Origin of the sequence: Thalassospira sp. CH_XMU1420-2 (assembly GCF_037029325.1) — a bacterium.
In the GTDB taxonomy this organism is placed as follows: domain Bacteria; phylum Pseudomonadota; class Alphaproteobacteria; order Rhodospirillales; family Thalassospiraceae; genus Thalassospira; species Thalassospira povalilytica.
The window spans coordinates 711,438-732,662 of record NZ_JAYMEG010000003.1 but is presented as its reverse complement, the minus strand read 5'-3'; the positions used below and the strand labels follow the sequence as shown (position 1 = coordinate 732,662).

Annotated in this window: 20 protein-coding genes; 16 read left to right on the top strand and 4 right to left on the bottom strand. The window is 54.2% G+C overall.

The window, feature by feature from the left end:
- Positions 1–100: 100 nt before the first annotated feature.
- The 10 genes from WA429_RS13105 (at position 101) to WA429_RS13060 (ending at position 12,286) form a co-directional block, all read left to right on the top strand.
- Entirely contained in the window at positions 101–1,729 is a 1,629-nt protein-coding gene (locus WA429_RS13105) for a CTP synthase (protein ID WP_068518959.1), read from the top strand.
- A gap of 78 nt (positions 1,730–1,807) precedes the next feature.
- Positions 1,808–2,665: a 3-deoxy-8-phosphooctulonate synthase gene (gene kdsA, locus WA429_RS13100; protein ID WP_068518960.1), complete on the top strand. Its 858-nt coding sequence runs from the start codon at positions 1,808–1,810 to the stop codon at positions 2,663–2,665.
- A gap of 103 nt (positions 2,666–2,768) precedes the next feature.
- Positions 2,769–4,040: a phosphopyruvate hydratase gene (gene eno / locus WA429_RS13095; RefSeq protein ID WP_068518961.1), complete on the top strand. Its 1,272-nt coding sequence runs from the start codon at positions 2,769–2,771 to the stop codon at positions 4,038–4,040.
- A gap of 342 nt (positions 4,041–4,382) precedes the next feature.
- Positions 4,383–4,736, top strand: coding sequence for an FtsB family cell division protein (locus WA429_RS13090; RefSeq protein WP_068518962.1), 354 nt, complete (start codon positions 4,383–4,385; stop codon positions 4,734–4,736).
- Positions 4,737–5,289: 553 nt separating this feature from the next.
- On the top strand, positions 5,290–6,300 hold the full coding sequence (pdhA, locus tag WA429_RS13085; protein ID WP_068518963.1) for a pyruvate dehydrogenase (acetyl-transferring) E1 component subunit alpha: 1,011 nt from the start codon (positions 5,290–5,292) through the stop codon (positions 6,298–6,300).
- A 53-nt stretch (positions 6,301–6,353) separates the two neighbouring features.
- Positions 6,354–7,796: a pyruvate dehydrogenase complex E1 component subunit beta gene (locus WA429_RS13080; protein ID WP_206927663.1), complete on the top strand. Its 1,443-nt coding sequence runs from the start codon at positions 6,354–6,356 to the stop codon at positions 7,794–7,796.
- Positions 7,797–7,859: 63 nt separating this feature from the next.
- On the top strand, positions 7,860–9,179 hold the full coding sequence (locus tag WA429_RS13075) for a pyruvate dehydrogenase complex dihydrolipoamide acetyltransferase (RefSeq protein ID WP_287464965.1): 1,320 nt from the start codon (positions 7,860–7,862) through the stop codon (positions 9,177–9,179).
- 95 nt (positions 9,180–9,274) lie between these two features.
- A complete protein-coding gene (gene lpdA, locus WA429_RS13070; protein ID WP_068518966.1) occupies positions 9,275–10,672 on the top strand; it encodes a dihydrolipoyl dehydrogenase in 1,398 nt (465 codons plus the stop codon).
- Positions 10,673–10,790: 118 nt separating this feature from the next.
- The gene (gene lipA, locus WA429_RS13065) at positions 10,791–11,789 is read left to right on the top strand and encodes a lipoyl synthase (protein WP_068518967.1); all 999 of its coding nucleotides are present in this window, start codon (positions 10,791–10,793) and stop codon (positions 11,787–11,789) included.
- Between the two features lie 38 nt (positions 11,790–11,827).
- Positions 11,828–12,286, top strand: a complete 459-nt coding sequence (locus tag WA429_RS13060) for a type II toxin-antitoxin system RatA family toxin (RefSeq protein WP_068518968.1) — start codon at positions 11,828–11,830, stop codon at positions 12,284–12,286.
- A gap of 42 nt (positions 12,287–12,328) precedes the next feature.
- Here WA429_RS13060 and WA429_RS13055 read toward each other — a convergent pair whose 3' ends face one another.
- Together WA429_RS13055 and WA429_RS13050 are read right to left on the bottom strand one after the other, a co-directional pair.
- The gene (locus WA429_RS13055) at positions 12,329–12,844 is read right to left on the bottom strand and encodes a CinA family protein (RefSeq protein WP_287464968.1); all 516 of its coding nucleotides are present in this window, start codon (positions 12,842–12,844) and stop codon (positions 12,329–12,331) included.
- Between the two features lie 3 nt (positions 12,845–12,847).
- The gene (locus WA429_RS13050; protein ID WP_068518970.1) at positions 12,848–13,330 is read right to left on the bottom strand and encodes a phosphatidylglycerophosphatase A family protein; all 483 of its coding nucleotides are present in this window, start codon (positions 13,328–13,330) and stop codon (positions 12,848–12,850) included.
- Positions 13,331–13,572: 242 nt separating this feature from the next.
- On the opposite strand from WA429_RS13050, the gene WA429_RS13045 reads away from it, so the two are divergent.
- Together WA429_RS13045 and WA429_RS13040 are read left to right on the top strand one after the other, a co-directional pair.
- Entirely contained in the window at positions 13,573–14,877 is a 1,305-nt protein-coding gene (locus WA429_RS13045) for a M23 family metallopeptidase (protein WP_250283667.1), read from the top strand.
- The gene (locus tag WA429_RS13040) at positions 14,840–15,292 is read left to right on the top strand and encodes a bactofilin family protein (protein WP_068518973.1); all 453 of its coding nucleotides are present in this window, start codon (positions 14,840–14,842) and stop codon (positions 15,290–15,292) included. Before WA429_RS13045 ends, WA429_RS13040 begins: the two co-directional genes overlap by 38 nt.
- Positions 15,293–15,441: 149 nt before the next feature.
- Here WA429_RS13040 and WA429_RS13035 read toward each other — a convergent pair whose 3' ends face one another.
- Together WA429_RS13035 and WA429_RS13030 are read right to left on the bottom strand one after the other, a co-directional pair.
- A complete protein-coding gene (locus WA429_RS13035; protein ID WP_287464970.1) occupies positions 15,442–16,140 on the bottom strand; it encodes a haloacid dehalogenase type II in 699 nt (232 codons plus the stop codon).
- A gap of 79 nt (positions 16,141–16,219) precedes the next feature.
- Positions 16,220–18,253, bottom strand: a complete 2,034-nt coding sequence (locus tag WA429_RS13030; RefSeq protein ID WP_287464972.1) for a lytic transglycosylase domain-containing protein — start codon at positions 18,251–18,253, stop codon at positions 16,220–16,222.
- 207 nt (positions 18,254–18,460) lie between these two features.
- Between WA429_RS13030 and dapA the strand changes: the two genes are divergently transcribed.
- The 4 genes from dapA (at position 18,461) to WA429_RS13010 (ending at position 21,217) form a co-directional block, all read left to right on the top strand.
- Complete coding sequence (gene dapA / locus WA429_RS13025) at positions 18,461–19,342, top strand: 4-hydroxy-tetrahydrodipicolinate synthase (protein ID WP_068519201.1); 882 nt, start codon at positions 18,461–18,463, stop codon at positions 19,340–19,342.
- Between the two features lie 17 nt (positions 19,343–19,359).
- Positions 19,360–19,836 carry an SsrA-binding protein SmpB gene (gene smpB, locus WA429_RS13020; protein ID WP_068518975.1) on the top strand — a complete coding sequence of 159 codons (477 nt, stop codon included), beginning with the start codon at positions 19,360–19,362 and terminating at the stop codon, positions 19,834–19,836.
- Between the two features lie 132 nt (positions 19,837–19,968).
- Positions 19,969–20,628 (top strand): sulfite oxidase-like oxidoreductase, encoded by a 660-nt coding sequence (locus tag WA429_RS13015; protein WP_287464975.1) that lies wholly within the window; start codon positions 19,969–19,971, stop codon positions 20,626–20,628.
- Positions 20,629–20,716: 88 nt separating this feature from the next.
- Positions 20,717–21,217, top strand: a complete 501-nt coding sequence (locus WA429_RS13010) for a glutathione peroxidase (RefSeq protein ID WP_287464976.1) — start codon at positions 20,717–20,719, stop codon at positions 21,215–21,217.
- The last annotated feature ends 8 nt before the right edge of the window (positions 21,218–21,225 follow it).

Sequence of the window (21,225 nt, the reverse complement as noted above, 5' to 3'; positions counted from 1 at the left end):
GCAAACTTGCCGCCTCAATTTTTGATTGTTGTATTCCCCGGTTCGTGATGCACTAAACGGCATTGAACCGAGGCTTTGTGCTTTGAGATGAGGCAAAGAAATGACTCGTTATATCTTTATTACCGGTGGCGTTGTTTCTTCGCTGGGCAAGGGCCTGGCTTCCGCTGCTTTGGGTGCTTCGTTACAGGCACGCGGCTTTACAGTTCGTCTGCGCAAGCTTGATCCGTATATCAACGTTGATCCGGGCACCATGAGCCCGTACCAGCATGGCGAATGCTATGTGACCGAAGACGGTGCCGAGACCGACCTTGATCTTGGTCACTATGAACGTTTTACCGGCGTTTCTTCGCGCCGTTCCGACAACGTGACCACCGGGCGCATCTATTCGAACGTGATCGCCCGCGAACGCCGCGGTGATTATCTTGGCGGGACCGTCCAGGTCATTCCGCACATCACCGATGCGATCAAGGAATTCGTTCAGTCTGACGCGACCGAGGATTTTGTGCTTGTCGAAATCGGCGGCACGGTTGGCGACATTGAAAGTCTGCCATTCCTTGAAGCGATCCGTCAGATGGGCAACGACCTTGGTGATGGTCGCACGCTGTTCATGCATCTTACCCTGGTGCCCTATATCTCGACCGCTGGCGAGCTGAAAACCAAACCGACCCAGCATTCCGTCAAGGAACTGCAAAGTGTCGGTATTCAGCCTGATATTCTGCTTTGCCGTTGTGATCGTGAAATTCCGATCAATGAACGCCGCAAGATCGCGCGTTTCTGTAATGTCCGCGAAGCAGCAGTCATTCCGGCCTATGATGTCGATAACATCTATCAGGTGCCGATCAGCTATCACCAGTATGGTCTTGATAGCGAAGTTCTCCATCACTTCGGTCTTCAGGCCCAGGACCCGGATCTGGCACCGTGGGAAAACATCTGCAACACCATCCGCAACCCGGAAGGTGAGGTCACCATCGGTATCGTTGGCAAATACATCCAGCTTCCCGATGCCTACAAATCCCTGACCGAAGCCCTGACCCATGGCGGTATCGCCAACAAGGTCCGCGTCAATCTGGAATGGATTGCGTCTGACGAGCTGGAAAAAGAAGGCAACGTCAACGAAATCCTGTCCAAGCTTGATGCGATCATGGTTCCGGGCGGCTTTGGCGAACGTGGCGCAGAAGGCAAGATTGCCGCAGCACGCTACGCCCGTGAAAACAAGGTGCCGTATTTCGGCATCTGCTTTGGCATGCAGATGGCTGTTCTGGAAGCAGCCCGCAACCTTGCCGGTCTCAAGGACGCATCTTCGTCCGAATTCGGCCCGACCAAAACCCCGCTTGTTGGTCTGATGACCGAATGGGCAAAGGATGGCGGTTCGGTTGAACGTCGTACCGGCGAAGATGATCTTGGCGGCACCATGCGTCTGGGCAATTATGAGTGCAAGCTGGTTGACGGCACCCGTGCACGCGACATCTATGGCAGTGAAACCGTTCTGGAACGTCACCGCCATCGCTATGAAGTTAACGTAAACTTCATGTCGCAGCTTGAGGAAAAAGGTCTTAAATTCTCGGGCTTGTCGCCGGATGGTCGTTTGCCGGAAATCGTTGAATACCCGGATCATCCGTGGTTCATCGGTGTCCAGTTCCACCCGGAACTGCGTTCGCGTCCGCTCGACCCGCATCCGCTGTTCGTGTCTTATATCAAGGCCGCCAAAGAGCGCAGCCGTCTGGTATAATTGACACGCAGTCTGATTGCGCGAATGGCCGCGTGCTGTATGCGTGAATGGCCGAATGCTTGAATGAAAGTCATCGCAATGACCGAAATTAAAACTGTCAAAGTCGGCAATATCGAAATCGCCAATGACAAGCCCTTTGCCGTTCTGGCCGGGCCGTGCGCGATCGAAAGCCGTCAACATGCACTCGAAATGTCCGCAGCCCTTAAGGAACTGTCCGAAGGGCTCGGCATCGGTCTGGTTTACAAAAGCTCGTTTGACAAGGCGAACCGCACCAGCACCACATCCAAGCGCGGTGTAGGTCTGTCCGAAGGTCTTGATATCCTGGCAGAGGTCAAATCGGTCACCGGTCTTCCGATCGTGACGGATGTGCATTTGCCGGACCAGTGTGCGGCGGTTGCCGAAGTTGCCGATATTCTTCAGATCCCGGCATTCCTGTGCCGTCAGGCGGATCTGTTGCAGGCGGCGGGCAAAACCGGTCGTGCGGTCAATGTCAAAAAGGGCCAGTTCCTGGCACCTTGGGACATGGCCAATGTGGCGAACAATCTTGCCGCGACCGGCAATGACAATATTATGCTCTGTGATCGTGGGACCAGCTTTGGCTATAACACGCTTGTCACGGACTTCCGCGGACTTCCCACCATGGCCCGTCAGGGCTATCCAGTTGTTTTCGATGCAACCCATTCGGTTCAGCAGCCAGGCGGGCAGGGCACGTCGTCCGGCGGCCAGCGTGAATTCGCGCCGGTTCTGGCCCGCGCAGCCGTTTCGGTTGGTATCGCAGCACTGTTTATCGAAACCCACGATAATCCGGCAACGGCCATTTCGGATGGCCCGAACCAAATCCCGTTGAACAAATTACCCGAAGTTCTTTCGGTCCTGATGGAACTGGACAAAGTGGCAAAAGCCAATCCGGTTCGTCTGGATATGTTTGACGCATGATTTTCAAATGCCGCCAATCGTCATTGGCGGCATTCTTTTTTGCTGTAACCTGCATGCCTGACAAAAAGGCATGGTTCCTACCAGTGAGGAGAACGTTTCTGTCATGACCGCTATTATCGATATTCGCGGCCGCGAAATCCTTGACAGCCGTGGTAACCCGACGGTCGAAGTTGATGTAACTCTGGAAAATGGCGCCTTTGGTCGTGCAGCCGTTCCGTCGGGTGCATCCACCGGTGCCCACGAGGCTGTTGAACTTCGCGACAAGGAAGACCGTTATCTTGGCAAAGGCGTGACCAAGGCTGTTGCTTCGGTCAATGGTGAGATTTTCGAAGCGCTTGTCGGCATGGATGCCGAAGACCAGGTTGCTGTCGACAATGTCATGATCGAACTCGACGGCACGGATAACAAGTCCCGTCTGGGTGCCAATGCCATTCTTGGTGTTTCACTTGCGACCGCAAAGGCGGCTGCTGAGGACGCAGGTCTTCCGCTTTACCGTTATGTTGGTGGTGCCTTTGCCCGTACGCTTCCGGTCCCGATGATGAACATCATCAACGGTGGCGAGCACGCCGATAACCCGATCGATGTTCAGGAATTCATGATCATGCCGGTGTCGGCAGAGACCGGTTCTGACGCGATCCGCATGGGTGCGGAAATCTTCCACAACCTGAAAAAGGCACTGTCGGCAGATGGTCTGAACACCAACGTCGGTGACGAGGGCGGCTTTGCGCCGAACATCGCATCGACCGAAGCTGCCATCAGCTATGTCATGAAATCGATCGAAGCTGCCGGCTACCGCCCGGAAGAAGACGTCGTTCTGGCCCTTGATGCGGCATCGACCGAATTCTACAAAGACGGCAAATATGTTCTGGCGGGCGAGGGCAAGACCCTTGATTCCAGCGGCATGGTAAAATATTGGGCCGACCTTGTTGGCAAATACCCGATCTTCTCGATCGAAGACGGTATGGCCGAAGACGACTGGGATGGCTGGGCTGAACTGACGGCCGCCATTGGTGCCAAGACCCAGCTTGTCGGTGATGACCTGTTTGTCACCAACCCGAAACGTCTGGCTGATGGCATCAAAAAAGGCGTGGCCAACTCGATCCTGGTCAAGGTGAACCAGATCGGTACGCTTTCTGAAACGCTGGAAGCTGTCGAAATGGCTCATCGTGCCGGTTACACCGCGGTCATGTCGCACCGTTCGGGCGAAACCGAAGATTCGACCATTGCTGATCTTGCTGTTGCGACCAACTGTGGTCAGATCAAAACCGGTTCGCTGTCGCGTTCTGACCGTATGGCAAAATACAACCAGCTGATCCGCATCGAAGAGATGCTTGATGCCGGTGCCTACTATCCGGGTCGTTCGATCCTGAAATAACCGGAACGGGTGATTTCATATCACCGGATTTCTGCGGGATGCGCCATGTGCTGGTGCATCCCGTTTTTCGTTTCGATGGCGTTTTGCGGGCTGACTGACAGTGGAAAACAGTAAATCAGAACTATCTGATTGACCGTAAATTGCGGTGCTTGAGGGTGCCGTTTAACGCTATTTTTACCAATGTCTGTGTTACTTGGTGCGTAATATTGGCCGATCTATGACTTTGTTCTAAGGCAAGTTTCTGAAGACAAATGGAAATGACGTATGTTGTTTTCTTGTTTTGGTTTCAAAATGGTCAGTGATGCGGTCAAAGTCGCGTTTCCGCGCAAGGGGCAAGGGTAAATGTCGTCACACTCACCGGTTTTTCGTCGTCTGCAACAGGCAGTCGCGCCGGTCATCGCATTTACAGTCATGGCATATTTCATCTTTCACAGTGTGGAAGGTGAACGTGGTCTGCTGACCTACTGGTCGATGCAGGACCGGGTGACCGAAATTGCCAAGGTGCTTGATGAAACGACCGAGCGCCGCAAAAAGCTTGAACAACATGTCATTTCCTTGCGCGCCAATCATCTTGATCCCGATCTTCTCGATGAACGCGCGCGTGCGATGTTGAATGCCGCACATCCCGATGACGTCATCATCTTTCATCATGACGGTTATCAGGACATGACCACCATCGCTGCCCACACCAACTGATCTGTTCCCGAACTGCGGGTCGCATCCGCCCAGAGAATCCGGGGGCATGGTATCCCGTGTTTGGGCGGGGCAATTGGCCGTTGCGGCGCGCTGTCACATCAAAAATCAAAGAAATTCCTGGTTGTGAAATCTGGTCAGCAATGATCGTTTGCCGGTAAGGTATTGTTTAAACTGACTTCTGGTTTATAGTCGGAAAACTGGCCGGATCGGTTGATTGCATTGATAATGAATGCATTCTTTGGGTTGTTTTCGATCTAGAACGGCTATGCGGTATTATCGTCATAAAAGCATAGCATTTGTGACACAGGGGAATGAACGAAATTTAACGCATTCGCCCAAGTCGCTGAAAATACTCAATCTCTGTATATTTGCCAAAATGCACAAATTAACTGAAATCAAGTTTATTTGTGATTGTGCGTTGCAAAACAACAGTTTATTCGGCGTTTGATTGCTTGCCCTTGGAGGTCGTTTTAGGTAGTCATTTCGGTGGTCCAGTACCGAATTAAGCGCTCATACATGATGCTTAAGCGATAGCCATCCACCGGGAGGAAACATGGCGACCACGAAACGCAAACGCGCCACTACGCGCGCCGACAACCAGGCGAGCAGTGACGATCTCCTCAAATATTACCGTGAAATGCTGCTGATCCGCCGCTTTGAAGAAAAAGCCGGTCAGTTGTATGGCATGGGTCTTATTGGTGGCTTCTGTCACCTGTATATCGGGCAGGAAGCCGTTGTTGTCGGCATGCAGTCTGCCATCACGGGTGATGATGGTGTGATCACCAGTTACCGTGATCACGGCCACATGCTGGCTTGCGGCATGGATGCCGGTGGGGTTATGGCCGAACTGACGGGCCGCGAAGGCGGTTATTCCCGCGGTAAAGGCGGCTCCATGCACATGTTCTCCAAAGAAAAGAACTTCTATGGCGGCCACGGGATCGTCGGTGGCCAGGTGCCGCTGGGGACCGGTATTGCCTTCAATTACAAATATCGCGGTGAAGACCGTGTTTGCCTGACTTATCTTGGTGACGGTGCCGTCAACCAGGGTCAGGTCTATGAAGCCTTTAACATGGCCGCTCTCTGGCAGCTTCCGGTGGTTTATTGCATCGAGAACAACCAGTACGCCATGGGCACCTCGACCCAGCGTCACTCGTCCAGTCCGGATCTTTATCAGCGCGGTATGGCCTATGGCATTCCGGGCGAACAGGTCGATGGCATGGACGTTCTCGCGGTCAAGGAAGCCGGTGAACGTGCCGTTGCACACTGCCGCGAAGGCAAAGGCCCTTATATCCTTGAGCTGAAAACATACCGCTATCGCGGTCACTCGATGTCGGACCCGGCGAAATATCGCACCAAGGACGAACTCGACAAGATGCGCAAGGAACACGACCCGATCGATATGGTCAAAAAGCTGCTGATCGATGGCAATATCATCGACGAAGCTGGCCTTAAGGATATCGACAAGGAAGTGAAAGCCGAAGTCGCAAAAGCGGCCGAGTTCGCGCAGAACAGCCCGGAACCGGATGTTTCTGAACTGTTCACCGATATTCTGATCGACGCGTGATCGCGACTTTCGCGAACCGCTTTTGACCGATTTTTCCCGGGAGAGAGGGAACAATGCCGATTGAAGTTTTGATGCCGGCCCTGTCGCCGACCATGACCGAAGGCACGCTTGCCAAATGGAACGTCAAGGAAGGCGACACGATCGCATCCGGTGACGTCATCGCAGAAATCGAAACCGACAAAGCAACGATGGAAGTCGAAGCTGTCGATGAAGGTACTGTGGGCAAGATCGTCATCGCCGAAGGTACTGAAAATGTCGCAGTGAATGCTGTTATCGCCTATATCCTCGAAGAAGGCGAAGACGCATCCGCGCTTGATAACGTTTCTGCATCGTCTGGCGGCGCTGCACCGGCTGCCGAAGAAAAACCGGCTGCACCGGCCGAAGAATCAGCACCCGCTGCAAGCACGGCAAGTGCCGCACCGGTTGCGGCCAGCGGCGCAATCGAACGTTCTGACGCCGAGCCGCGCGCCATGAGCGTGATGAACGCGACCCAGGACGAAAAGACCTATACCAGCTTTAAAACCCAGACCGTTCGTGAAGCCCTGCGTGATGCAATGGCCGAAGAAATGCGCGGTGACGAAAACGTCTTCGTCATGGGGGAAGAAGTCGCACAGTATCAGGGTGCCTACAAAGTCACCCAGGGGCTGCTTGACGAATTCGGTGACCGCCGTGTTGTCGATACCCCGATTACCGAAATCGGTTTTACCGGTATGGCAACGGGTGCGGCATTCATGGGCCTCAAGCCGATTGTTGAATTCATGACATTCAACTTCGCCATGCAGGCCATTGACCACATCATCAACTCTGCGGCCAAGACACTTTACATGTCCGGTGGCCAGCTTGGTTGCCCGATCGTCTTCCGCGGTCCGAACGGTGCTGCTGCCCGTGTTGGCGCACAGCACTCGCAGTGCTATGCATCCTGGTATGCACATTGCCCGGGTCTCAAGGTGATTGCACCGTGGTCGGCAGCTGACGCAAAAGGCCTTCTTAAGGCCGCGATCCGTGATCCGAACCCGATCGTCTTCCTTGAAAACGAAATCATGTATGGTCAAAGCTTCGAAGTTCCTGACGATGACGATTTCGTTCTGCCGATCGGCCAGGCCAAAATCGAACGCGAAGGGACCGATGTCACCATCGTTGCTTTCTCGATCATGGTTGGCAAGGCGCTCAAGGCGGCTGAACAGCTGGCAGAGCAGGGCATCTCGGCCGAGGTCATCAACTTGCGTACCATTCGTCCGCTCGATGTGAACACCATCATTCGCTCGGTAATGAAGACCAACCGTCTTGTTACCTGTGAAGAAGGCTGGCACTTCGCCGGTATCGGTTCGGAAATCGCATCTGTGGTCATGGAACATGCCTTTGACTATCTCGATGCACCGGTTGCCCGCGTGACCGGCGAAGATGTTCCGATGCCGTATGCTGCAAATCTCGAAGCGCTTGCGCTTCCGCAAGAGCAGCACATCGTCGATGCGGCCAAGGCCGTTTGCTATCGCTAAGTGATACGGACAGGGGCAGGTGCCGTCCAATGTGCGCCGCCCCGTTACCGGGAGAATGTGTTCATGCCTGTAAAAGTATTGATGCCGGCCCTGTCGCCGACCATGACCGAAGGCACCTTGGCAAAATGGCACGTCAAGGAAGGTGACACCGTTGAATCGGGCGATGTCATCGCAGAAATCGAAACCGACAAAGCCACGATGGAAGTCGAAGCCGTCGACGAAGGCAAGATCGGTAAAATCCTTGTTGCCGAAGGCAGCGAAGGCGTTGCTGTAAACGAAGTCATCGCGCTTCTGCTTGAAGAAGACGAAGACGAAAGCGCGCTTGATGGTGCCGATACGTCTGCTGCGGGTGCAGCCCCGGCGGCCGAAGCGCCGTCCGAACCCGCATCTTCGTCGGCACCGGCCCAGTCAGATGCACCAGCAAAAGCCAGCCCGGCCCCGGCCGCACCGGTTTCGGGTGGTGATCGGATCAAGGCAAGCCCGCTTGCGCGTCGCATTGCCGCCAATGACGGTGTTGATCTTGCCGCGGTGACCGGTTCAGGCCCGCGTGGCCGTATCGTCAAACGCGATGTCGAAGCCGCCAAATCGGCAAAACCGGCAGCAGAATCCACATCCACTGAAAAAGCAGCACCGTCTGCACCGGCTGCGGCAGCCGCACCGGTCGCTTCGGGCTGGAACCCGGATCTTACCGGTTTGCCGGAATACGAGGAAATCCCGAACAGCGGCATGCGCAAAACCATCGCGCGTCGTCTGACGGAATCCAAACAGCAGGTTCCGCATTTCTACCTTACGGTCGATTGCGAACTCGACAATCTGTTGGCAACCCGCAAGCAGCTGAATGAAAAGGCCGGCGACGGCGTCAAGATTTCGGTCAATGACTTTGTCATTCGTGCGGTGTCGCTGGCGCTTAAGAAAGTCCCGGCTGCCAACTCCATCTGGACCGACAAGGCGACCCTTCAGTGCAAGAAACAGGATATCTCGGTGGCGGTTGCCATTGATGGTGGCCTGATCACGCCGGTTGTCCGTGATGCCGGTTCCAAAGGTCTTGCTGAAATCTCGTCCGAGATGAAAGCACTGGCTGGCAAGGCCCGTGATGGCAAGCTGATGCCCGAAGATTACCAGGGCGGGACCTTCTCGGTTTCCAACCTTGGCATGTTTGGCATCAAGGAATTTTCTGCCATCATCAACCCGCCGCAGGGCTGCATTCTGGCCGTTGGTGCCGGTGAACAGCGCCCGGTCGTCAAGGATGGCGCACTTGCCATCGCGACCGTCATGAGCTGCACGCTTTCTGTTGACCACCGTGCGGTCGATGGTGCGGTCGGTGCCCAGTTCATGGCCGAATTCAAAAAGCTGATTGAAGACCCGCTGAGCATGCTGCTCTAACGGTCCAAAGTTGCGCGGGGACTTTCGAAAGTCCCCGCAAGCATTTGAATTTTAAGACCTGTGACCGGATACGGGCAGGCGAAGGAGATCCTACGATGGCGGATAGCAATTTCGACGTAATCGTGATTGGTGCAGGTCCGGGTGGTTATGTAACCGCAATCCGTTCTGCCCAGCTAGGCCTGAAAACGGCCGTTGTTGAACGTGAACATCTTGGTGGCATTTGCCTGAACTGGGGCTGTATCCCGACCAAGGCGCTGCTGCGTTCGGCCGAAGTTTATCGCAACATGAAACACGCCAAGGAATATGGCCTGTCCTGCGAAAAACCGTCCTTTGATCTTGATGCAGTCATTCAGCGTTCGCGCGGCGTGTCCAAGCAACTTGCTGGTGGCGTTGGTCATCTTCTGAAAAAGAACAAGGTCACCGTGATCAACGGCGAAGCCAAGTTTGACGGTCCAAAAAAGATCGTTGTAACGGGCAAGGATGCCGGCACTTATACCGCGAAAAATTACATCATCGCGACCGGTGCGCGCGCCCGTTCGTTGCCCGGTCTCGAAGCCGATGGCAAAGTTGTTTGGGACTACAAAAAGGCGATGACGCCTGACAAAATGCCCAAAAGCCTTGTTGTTGTCGGCTCGGGTGCGATCGGGATCGAATTTGCCAGCTTCTATCACACCATGGGTGCGGATGTGACCGTGGTTGAAATCATGCCGCAGATCATGCCGGTCGAGGACAAGGAAGTCGCAGCCCTTGCTCAGAAGATGATGACTAAGGACGGGATGAAAATCCTGACCGAAGCAAAGGTCGCCAATCTCAAACGCAATGCAGACAATGTTGTTGTGACGGTCGAAACCAAAGACGGCAAGAAACAGGAACTCACCGTTGATCGCGTGATTTCGGCTGTTGGTGTGATCGGCAATACCGAAAATCTTGGTCTTGAAACCACCAAGGTCAAAGTTGATCGCAACGTCATTGGCACCGATGAATATTCCCGCACGGCAGAACCGGGCATCTTTGCCATCGGTGACGTTGCCGGCCCGCCGATGCTTGCCCACAAGGCCGAGCATGAAGGCGTGATCTGTGTTGAAAAAATCGCGGGCGTTAAAAATGTCCATCCGATTGATCCGCTCAAGATCCCGGGTTGCACCTATTGCCACCCGCAGGTCGCAAGTGTCGGCCTGACCGAAGCCAAGGCCAAGGACGCGGGTTACGACGTCAAGGTCGGTAAATTCCCGTTCATCGGCAATGGCAAGGCGGTCGCATTGGGCGAGGCCGAAGGTCTGGTCAAAACCGTGTTTGATGCCAAGACCGGTGAATTGCTTGGTGCGCACATGGTTGGCGCCGAAGTGACCGAACTGATCCAGGGCTTTGTCGTTGCGATGGGCCTTGAAACGACCGAAGAAGATCTGATGCATACGGTCTTCCCGCATCCGACCCTTTCGGAAATGATGCATGAGTCGGTCCTTGACGCTTACGGGCGTGCGATCCACTTCTAAAATATTGCGTTTTACCGGGCGCACATGCCCGGTATGACCATTTTTGACGAATGTCGGTTTGACAAATGCGTGACGTGGCGGCAAATTGCCGCCCGTCCAATCCTTCGGAGGTAACTCTATGTCGACGGCGCGCAACGAAGCAAAAGCACTTCGTCACCCGGAAAAACAAAAACGGCCTGATCGTCCTTCCGGACGCAAGCCGTCCTGGATTCGCGTCAAGGCGCCAACCTCCAAGGGCTATCAGGAAACCCGCGAACTTGCGCGTGGCCTGAACCTTCATACGGTTTGCGAAGAAGCCGCTTGCCCGAATATCGGGGAATGCTGGCAGAAGAAGCACGCATCCTTCATGATCATGGGCGATACCTGCACGCGTGCATGTTCGTTCTGTAACGTGAAGACCGGCATGCCAAACGCGCTTGACCCGTTCGAGCCGGAAAACCTTGCAATGGCCGTTGCCGACATGCAGCTCAAGCATGTTGTCATCACCTCGGTTGACCGTGATGATCTTGCCGATGGCGGGGCGGCGCATTTTGCCCGCGTGATCGAAGCCATCCGCTACAAGTCGCCGGAAACCACCATTGAAATTCTGACGCCGGACTTCCGTGACAAGCCAGGTGCCGTTGAAATTGTCGCCAAGGCCCGTCCGGACGTGTTCAACCACAACCTTGAAACGGTTCCGCGTCTTTACACCAACATCCGTCCGGGCGCGCGTTATTACCAGTCGCTGCGTATCCTTGATCGCGTCAAGCAGATTGACCCGACCATCTTCACCAAATCCGGCCTGATGGTTGGCCTTGGCGAAGAACGCAAGGAACTGGCACAGGTGATGGATGACTTGCGTGTGGCGGATGTCGATTTCCTTACGATCGGTCAGTATCTTCAGCCGACGCTGAAACACGAACCGGTGCATCGCTTTGTCACGCCGGACGAGTTTGACGAATATGCGTCGATGGCACGCGGCAAGGGATTCCTGATGGTGTCGGCAACGCCGCTGACCCGTTCGAGCTATCACGCTGATCGTGACTTCGAACAGCTGCGTGAAGCCCGCGAGAAAAAACTCGCCGCCGCAGAAGAAGCAAAAGCCAAGGCAGCACGCGCAGAAGTCGCTGCCCAGTAAACCTGAAACGATACGCGCGACGACAAGGGGAGATACGAGTGCCGACGCATGCAGAGCGCAGGAAACTGCCCTATACGCCGGAACAGCTCTTTGAACTCGTCGCGGATATCGATTCCTATTCCGAGTTTCTGCCGTGGTGCGTTGCATCACGGGTGCGCAAGCGTGATGGCGATGTCTTGCAGGCCGATCTTGTTATCGGCTTCAAGATGTTTCGCGAAAAATACACGTCCAAAGTCACCCTTCAACGCCCCCATCGCGTTGATGTCGAATATCTTCAAGGGCCGTTCAAATACCTCAATAACCATTGGGTATTCGAAGAAGACGAAGATGGCGGGACCTGGCTTGATTTCTTTGTCGATTTCGAATTCCGCTCGGCATTGCTGCAAAAGATGATCGGTGTCGTCTTTAACGAAGCAGTCAAGCTGATGGTTGGCGCATTCGAAAATCGCGCCCGCGAAGTCTATGGGGATCCGAACACCGGTTCTTCGCAAAGCTGATAATGCGATAAGGCGTGCTTTAACAGGGCCGGGCAGGGTGCTTTAACCGCCCAGGCCCTTTTTCTGATCAATCATCTCGGCGATCAGTGCAAATGCCTTAAGAACTGTGGCCTTGCGAACAGCGTGACGGTCACCGGCAAAAACTTCGTGATAGGCAACCGTCTGGCGTCCTTTGCCTACACAACCAAAATGAACCAGCCCGACGGGCTTGGTTGCCGTTCCGCCGCCCGGGCCGGCAATGCCGGTCACTGAAACAGCAATGCTGGCATTGGGTGCACGGTCAAGTGCGCCTTCGCACATGGCGCGTGCAACCGGTTCGGAAACTGCGCCATGTTGTTCAAGTAACGCTGTTTTTACGCCAATCAGTTCATGTTTGGCTTCGTTGGAATAGGTTACGAACCCGCAATCAACAACGGACGAGCTGCCATCCACCCCGGTCAGCGCCCCGGTAATCAAACCACCGGTACAGGATTCGGCCGTGGCAATCATTTCGCCATTTGCAGCGCATTTCGCAATCAGCGCGCTTGCCGCAGCAAGAATGTCCTCATCGATTTGCATAACTCATCCACCCGTCAGGTAAACCACGCCCGCCAGCACGATCATGGCAAAGATACCGGCCAGAACATCGTCAAGCATGATGCCGAAACCGCCACCGACCCGACGGTCGACCCAGCGGATCGGCCAGGGCTTGGCCACATCGAATGCACGGAACGCCACAAAGGCCACAAGAAGCCACACAATGTCCATCCAGTCGGCTGCCAATGGCACGACAAGCAGGCACATCCACTGGCCAACGACTTCGTCAATTACAATTTCACCGGCATCATGAATGCCAAGCAAGTGACTGTATTGATGGGCAACCCAGATACCGATCGCAAAAATAATGATGCTGGCGATAATCAGCGCCTCATTGCCGCCGTAAATCCAGATCATCCAACCAAAGGGTAGGGCGGCAAACGATCCGGCTGTTCCCGGCGCCTTGGGGCTTTTGCCGCTATAGAACCAGGTTGCCAAACATGTGATCAGAAAACGGGAAAAAGCCATGGATCAGATACGTATGAGCTGTGAAAGATGGCCATAGGTAACACACCAAAGTGCCCGCACGGTGAAATTTTTACCCTTAAGGGTGTGTTAACACACTTGCCTGCGTGCAAAGTTACAGGTAGCGTAAAGAAAAAGATTAATAAGTCGCAGGCGGGGTCAAAGAAACTCTACGCAACCGGGATACCCGGGCGTGAATACGGGCAACTAGGGGTTAGACACTGAATATGTCGGCGTTTCAAGGCATGCGTCGCTTGGTGGATAAATGGTTTCCTGACCGGCAAATTCTTGTTCGGTCCAATGATTCTGTTTACCAGCTTCGTCTTGGAAAATATGGACAGCTTGCGCTGGCTTCGTTCGGAGCCGCGGCCATTATCTGGTCGGTGGGTGTAACTGGTTATAGTTGGTACCTCGATCAGCGTCTTGCAACGCGTGAGGAACAGCTTTTCCGCAGCGAGCTTTCCTATAATCGTCTGATTGCGCGTGTGACCGAAAGTCAAAGACGTTTCGGCGAAATCACCGCACAGATGGAAGATACCCATCGCAATTTGCTGTCGATGGCTGAAAAGAACCTGCAGCTTCAGGCGCGGGTACAGGATTACACTTCCAAACTCGCCAGCAGCGAGAAGGAAAAAGTCCGGATTTCGGCCCTTCGCACATCGATGGATAACCAGATGAACGCGCTTCAGGGGCAGATTGACGGGATTACCAACCGTAACCTTGCGCTGCGCGATGAACTCGAAACCGTTGAAACCGTCATGTCGCGTGTGATGCGTGAACGTGATCAAGCCCTGCAACGGTCCAAAAAACTTCAAAGTGAACTCAGCGATGCGCGCCAACGCATTGCCGATTTGCACACGGTCCAGCAACAGGCCATGCAGCGTGTCGCCGAAACGGCCGACAACACGATCCTTGAGCTGGAAAACGTTCTGGAAATGACCGGTTTGCAGCCGGAAACCTTCATTCTTCCGCCGATGAAGCCCCAGGAGCCGGGGGTCGGTGGTCCGTTCGTGGCGTTCGAACCTGAACATCCCAAGGACGAGGAATTTGTAAATGTGGCGATGGCGCTCAGTGATCGTATGGATCAACTCGCCAACCTGCATGACAGACTGAAAAAGACGCCAATCGGGGAACCTGCCGCGTCTTATTATCTTTCGAGCTCGTTCGGTAAACGAAAAGACCCGATCAATGGTCGCTGGGCTTTTCATTCCGGTGTTGATCTTGCCGGGCCGATCAGAACACCAATTCTGGCAACTGCACCGGGTAAGGTGGTGCATGCAGGATGGAGTGGAAAATACGGGAAGATGGTCGAACTCGATCACGGGAACGGCATTAGAACCCGTTATGGACACTTATTTAAGGTCCTCGTCAAGAAGGGCGACGAAGTGCGTTACCAGGATCAAATAGCGTTAATGGGAAGTACCGGACGAAGCACGGGCAGCCATGTACACTACGAGGTTTTGGTCCATGACAAGCCGGTCAATCCCCTAAAGTTTATTGAGGCGGGACGTTATGTTTTCAAAAACGAGCAAGACGACACAAACAACTAAAAGCGGCAACCCGGTTGCAGAAAAAAAGGGTGGCCTTTCCATTATCAATGCGGATCTCCGGGTTACCGGTGATCTGATCTCGGAATCGGATGTTCAGGTCGACGGTTCTGTGAATGGTGACATTCGCACCCGTACCCTTACCATCGGTCAGCATGGCGAAGTGCGCGGCGAAATTGTCGCTGACAAGATCCGGATTTGCGGGGCGGTTATCGGCCAGGTCCGTGCACGCGATGTTTCGCTGTCTGAAACCGCACGTATGATTGGTGATATTCTTCACGAAAGCCTTTCAATCGAACCGGGCGCCCATATCGAAGGGCATTGCCGTCGTATTGAAGGTGTGTCTGAAGAAGGCGGTCTTACCGTCATTCAGGCCGGCCAGGTCGTTGCGGCCAACGTGAAAAAAGAACACAAATAATCATCAAAAAGATGGTGCTGATGGTGCCGCGATGACGGGTCCGGTTATCGCAAAACCACACAGATACGCAAAAAGGCAGGTCTGATTGGACCTGCCTTTTTCAATTGTATTTGCAAAACTTGCCCGGTTACCGGGCCGCATCACATGATCTATGCCTTTTCCGAGCTGGACAACAGCGGCAACAATTCGTCAAGACCACCCAAAACCACGTCCGCCTCGTGCGACAGCCGTTCTTTGGGTTGCTTGCTTCTGTTGACCCAGGCGGTGCGGAAACCGAAATGCCCGGCCCCGGCAATATCCCAGCCATTTGACGACTGGAACGAAATTTCGGCCGGCTCCAGTTCAAGCTTGTCTGCGGCCAGCTGGTAAACATCGGGATGGGGTTTATAGGTCTTCAGGTCGTCAACACAGATGATCTGGTCAAACAGCGACAGAATTCCTGACGATTTGGCAGCTGAAATCAGCATATGTTTTGCGCCATTTGACAGAATGGCAAGCTTGTGTCCCTGCGCCTTGAGGGTGTTGAGCGTTTCGACCACCTCGGGAAAGGTATCAAGCGACAGGTATGTTTCCATCAGTTTGGCGCGCAGAACCGGATCTTTCTTGCCGGTCTGGTCCATCGCGTAATCAAGCGCATCGCCTGTCACGGTCCAGAAATCGGCAAAATCCCCCATCAGGGATCGAAGCCAGGTATATTCAAGTTGCTTCTGACGCCATAAAGCGGAAAGGCGGTCTGCCTCGTCACCGACGGCATCACGCAGTTTCGCAACCGCCGAACCGACATCAAACAACGTTCCATATGCATCGAAAACAAATGCGCGGCAGGAAGACAGTACATTCTCGGACATATTGCTGACCTTTTCTGACAAGCAGTATTGATCAAATATGGGCAATCAGGCCAAAAGCGCAAATGAAGCCCCGGGCAGGTCAATCCCGCCCGGGTGTCTCATTCTGACCCATTGCAATCTCATCGCGGGCAAAACGCCGACGATAGACATAGGTTCCCTCCATTACGCGCTGTACGTAATTGCGGGTTTCGCTATAGGGAATCATTTCGATCCAGTCGACCAGATCAACTTCCGGATCACGGGGATCACCATATTCGTTGATCCATTGGCGGACACGGGTCGGACCGGCATTGTAGCTGGCAATCGTAAGGGCCTCTGCGCCATCCCAACGATCAAGAAGCCTGCTGAGATAGGCGCGTCCCAATGTGATGTTGAAGGACGGGTCATCGGTCAACCGGTCGGTTTCATATTCAAGGTCAAGCGACTTTGCCATGCGTTTGGCCGTGGCCGGCATCAGTTGCATCAAACCACGCGCACCTGCGGATGACACGGCCTGCGGGTTGAACAGGCTTTCCTGACGCATGATGGCATGAACCAGTGCCGGATCCGGCGCATGGCCAAGCGGCACCTGTTCATGGATCGGGTAGGCGGCATCAAGATAACCGCTGCCGGTGCGAATGCTGCGCTTGGCGGCAATGATGCCAAGGTCGGCACGGCCATATTCGCGGGCAAGGTCGGTCGCCATCGCAAGGTATTCCGGCTCGTCATGTTCATAGACCAGCGCCATGATGAATGGCCGGATAATATTGCCAAGCCCGATGGCGCCAAGCTTGCGCACGACCTGAACCAGTTCCTGATTTTCAAATGCGGCGCGCTGTTCCGCTGTCGGCACCGGTTGTTCAACCGAATAGGACGGTTTCAGGCCAAGCGCATCAATGGCAAGCTGCCCATAGAATGTGTGCGCATGCTGGGCGGCGAGTTCATACCATTCCTTGGCCCGTTTTTCATCGCCAAGCGCCGCATTGGCACGACCGGCCCAATAGGCCCCGCGCGATAGGCTGATCGGGTATTGGACGACGTCATACAGATTTTGGAAATGGGTCAGTGCAATGTCGGCATCGCCCAAAAATTCAAGCGCGATCCAGCCCGCATACCATTCGGCTTCCGCAATATCGCCCGGATCGGTTTGCCCGTGATTGGCAACCAGACGATAGGCGTCGGTGATATGGCCCTTTTGCAAGGCACGCCGCGCCAAAATGGCCTTTTCAAGCCACCAGTATTGCGGGCGGATCGAGATATAGGCAAGGTCGTTTGCCTGCGACAAAAGCAGATCGCGGGCTTCCTGATCGCGGTCCTTGACCCGGCGCCAGCGCACGCGTTCATAAATCAGACCCGGATCATTCTGATATTTCTTCGGAACCCGATTGATGGCCGCATCGACACCGCCAGTCATTGCGCGCAGGGCTGCGCGGGCTTCTGCCAGCAGGCGATAGTCATTGCTGACATATTTCATCGTGCGTGACGCGGTAGTCAGGCGACCTTCCCACAACAGACGGTCAAGACGCTGCTGATGGGTTTCCTGATCGATATATTTGCCATATCGGTCCAGAAATCTTTTTTCCTGCCCGCGACCGAAATTCTCGTTGATCCAGCTGGTCCGGACAAGGGCAATGGCCGCCGATTCCTGACCCGCGCCCAAAAGCGCCTTGATCTGGCGGGTTGCACCATCGGCCGTAACCGGGGCAGACCGTTTGAACCATGCCAGAATTTCATCATCGGGCACGGCGTCATTCATTGCCTCTTCGGCACGCTGACGCAACAGGGCCTGACTTGGCCAGGTCGGGTGGGTGTCGATGAAATTTGTAATTTCTTCAAAGCTGCGGCCGGAATTCGGCGACGTCAGCAACATCCATTCGGCTGCCTTTTGCAGCAACGGATCGTCGAAATTGGGCAGAAGCTTTTCAAAGCTTTCGGTACGACCATCTTCGACGGCATCAAGGAATGCGTTCAAACGCGCGCGACTGACAGCCGAATAGGTCGGCGAGGGCGGCTGCATCAGAAGAATGCTATCTTCGTTTGCTGCGGCCTGTGCCAGATGACCTGTTGGCATCAATATCGAAAAGCCCAGTGCCAATGCGCAGACTGAAACTCTGCGGAAAGACGCTTGCGCCATGTAATTGTCCCCTTTGCCTGACGGCAGCGAATGCACTCTAGACCGGCGCATTATGACAGTGAAATCCGGAAAAGCCAAACAGTCCTGAAGGGAAATTGCAACCCCGATTACAGTTCCTTTCGATTAATGTATACAGTGCTTGCGGGATTGGCGAACAGCCGCTATTTTCGCGACCGCTTTCAATATATCCAATGTTTGGAGATCTCCATGTTTAAGGGTTCAATCACAGCTTTGATCACACCGTTCACGCAAGATGGTGCGATTGATGAAAAGGCGTTCCAGTCTTTTGTGGATTGGCAACTTAAACAGGGCACGACAGGTGTGGTGCCTGTCGGAACCACTGGTGAATCCCCGACGCTGAGCCATGCTGAACATCATCGTGTTGTTGAACTGGCACTCGAAGTTGCCAAAGGCCGCGGCCCGGTAATTGCCGGAACCGGTTCCAACTCGACCGCAGAAGCCGTTTCGCTGACGCGCCATGCGCAGAATGCCGGTGCGGATGCCGCACTTGTTGTAACGCCTTATTATAACAAGCCGACCCAAAAGGGCCTGTATGCGCATTACAAGGCCGTTCATGATGCAACCGATATCCCGATTGTCATCTATAACATTCCGGGTCGCTCGATTGTGGATATGAGCGTCGCGACCATGGCGGAACTGGCAAAACTGCCGCGTATCGTTGGTGTCAAGGATGCGACCAGCGATCTGGAACGTCCGGCACTGACCCGTTTGGCGGCCGGTGCTGATTTCTGCCAGCTGTCGGGCGAAGACGGCACCATCGTTCCGTTCCTTGCGCAGGGTGGGCATGGCTGCATTTCGGTCACGTCGAACATTGCGCCGAAACTGTGTGCAGAACTGCATGCGGCCTGGGCTGCCGGGAACATTGCCAAGGTTCAGGAGTTGAACTACCGTCTGATGCCGGTTCACAAGGCAATGTTCTGCGAAGCAAGCCCGGGACCGGTCAAATACGCGGCTGAATTGCTTGGCCTTTGTGGCAGCCACATGCGCCTGCCGATGGTCGAGATCGCCGATGAATCCAAACGCAAGGTCGAAGCCGCGCTTAAGGGTGCCGGACTGCTCGGCCACTAAGCGATAATTAGCGTCTTATGGCACCGAAGAAAGAAACAGATAACAATAAGGTCGTTGCGCAAAACCGACGCGCGCGCTTTGACTATTTCCTGACGGAAACATTCGAAGCCGGGATCGTTTTGCGCGGGACCGAGGTTAAATCGCTCCGCGATGGCAAGGGCAATATTCAGGAATCCTATGCCGAAGCCAAGAATGACGAAGTCTGGCTGATCAACGCATATATTCCCGAATACCAAAGCAAGATGCCGTTCGGCCACGAAGAACGCCGTCCGCGCAAATTGCTGCTGCATAAACGCGAAATCGCCAAAATGCATGATGCCTTGAACAAAAAGGGTTTTACCCTTGTTCCGGTCAAATTGTATTTCAATGAACGCGGGATCGCGAAGCTGGAACTCGCCATTGCCGAAGGCAAGAAAAAGGCCGACAAACGCGAAGCGGTCAAGGAACGTGACTGGCAACGTGACAAGGCGCGTATTATGCGCGACTTCGGCTAATTGCCGAACAAGGCCCGGTTTATCGCGGGGAAGTGAATTGCCTTTTCTGCCCGGTTTTATGATTAAATGGCGTTGTCATGGTGAACATGTCAGCGCCATTTTTCGTATCAGCTTGTGACAAGGGAGAAAGCGGTGACGCAAAGTTTTTCTGGAAAAATCAAAGACAAGCTGATCGAGGCCAAGCGCAAATGGGCCAAAGATGGTCGTTTGCTGACCGGGACATCCGATGCCGCACGCGAAAACCGTCTGCCGCCGGGGCAGCGGCTGGTAAAGGATTGGCCGGTGCTTGATCTGGGCATCACGCCCCATGTCAGTGCTGATGACTTCAGGCTTGATATTACCGGGTTGGTTGAAAATCCTCTGTCGCTTGGGTTTGTCGATCTTCTTGATTTGCCAAATGTCCGGGCGCGCAATGACATTCACTGTGTGACCAGCTGGTCGCGATATGACAATGACTGGCAGGGCGTGTTAGCGCTAACATTGGCGGAAATGGTCAAGCCGCATCCCGATGCCAAACATGTCCTGTTTACCGCACATGACGGTTACACCACAAATGTGAGGATTGATCAGTTTCTTGATGAAGACGTCCTGATTGCCCATCACTGGAACGACGAACCGTTAAGCGAAGAGCATGGCGGTCCGGTCCGAGTTGTCATTCCCAAGCTGTATTTCTGGAAAAGCACCAAATGGGTGCGCGAAATCCGGTTTGTCAAAGAAGACGCACCGGGATTCTGGGAAGAACGCGGATATCACAATAATGCCAATCCCTGGACCGAGGAACGATATGGCTAGGTATTTTCCTCAAATTGAAAAGGGTCGGCATTTCACTGTATTATGCGTGCTTGCAGTGATTGCGGTCATTTTTTCCTGGAGAGGAACCATGGCATCGGAAGATGCAAAAACGGCGTATGACTTTTCATTCCCGTCCATCATTGGCGGGGAACTTCATCTTGCCGATTATCAGGGCAAGGTCATCCTGTTGGTGAATACGGCATCAATGTGCGGGTTCACCCCGCAATATACCGGCCTGCAAAAATTGTGGGATGATTACCGCGATGACGGGCTGGTCGTGATCGGTGTGCCATCAGGCGATTTCGGCGGTCAGGAATATGCAGAAGATGCCGCCATTCAGGAATTCTGCGAAGTCAATTTTGATGTCGATTTCCCGATGACATCAAAAACCACGGTGTCCGGGGCCGATGCACATCCATTTTACAAATGGGCGATCGATGTGCTGGGCGCGGATAAGGCGCCAAACTGGAACTTTCACAAATATCTGATCGGGCGAAACGGGGAACTGGTGGCCAGTTTTGATACACGCGTGAAACCGGGCGATGATGTGATTGTTGACGCCATCAAAGCACAGCTGTCAGGGCACTAGGGCCTGAT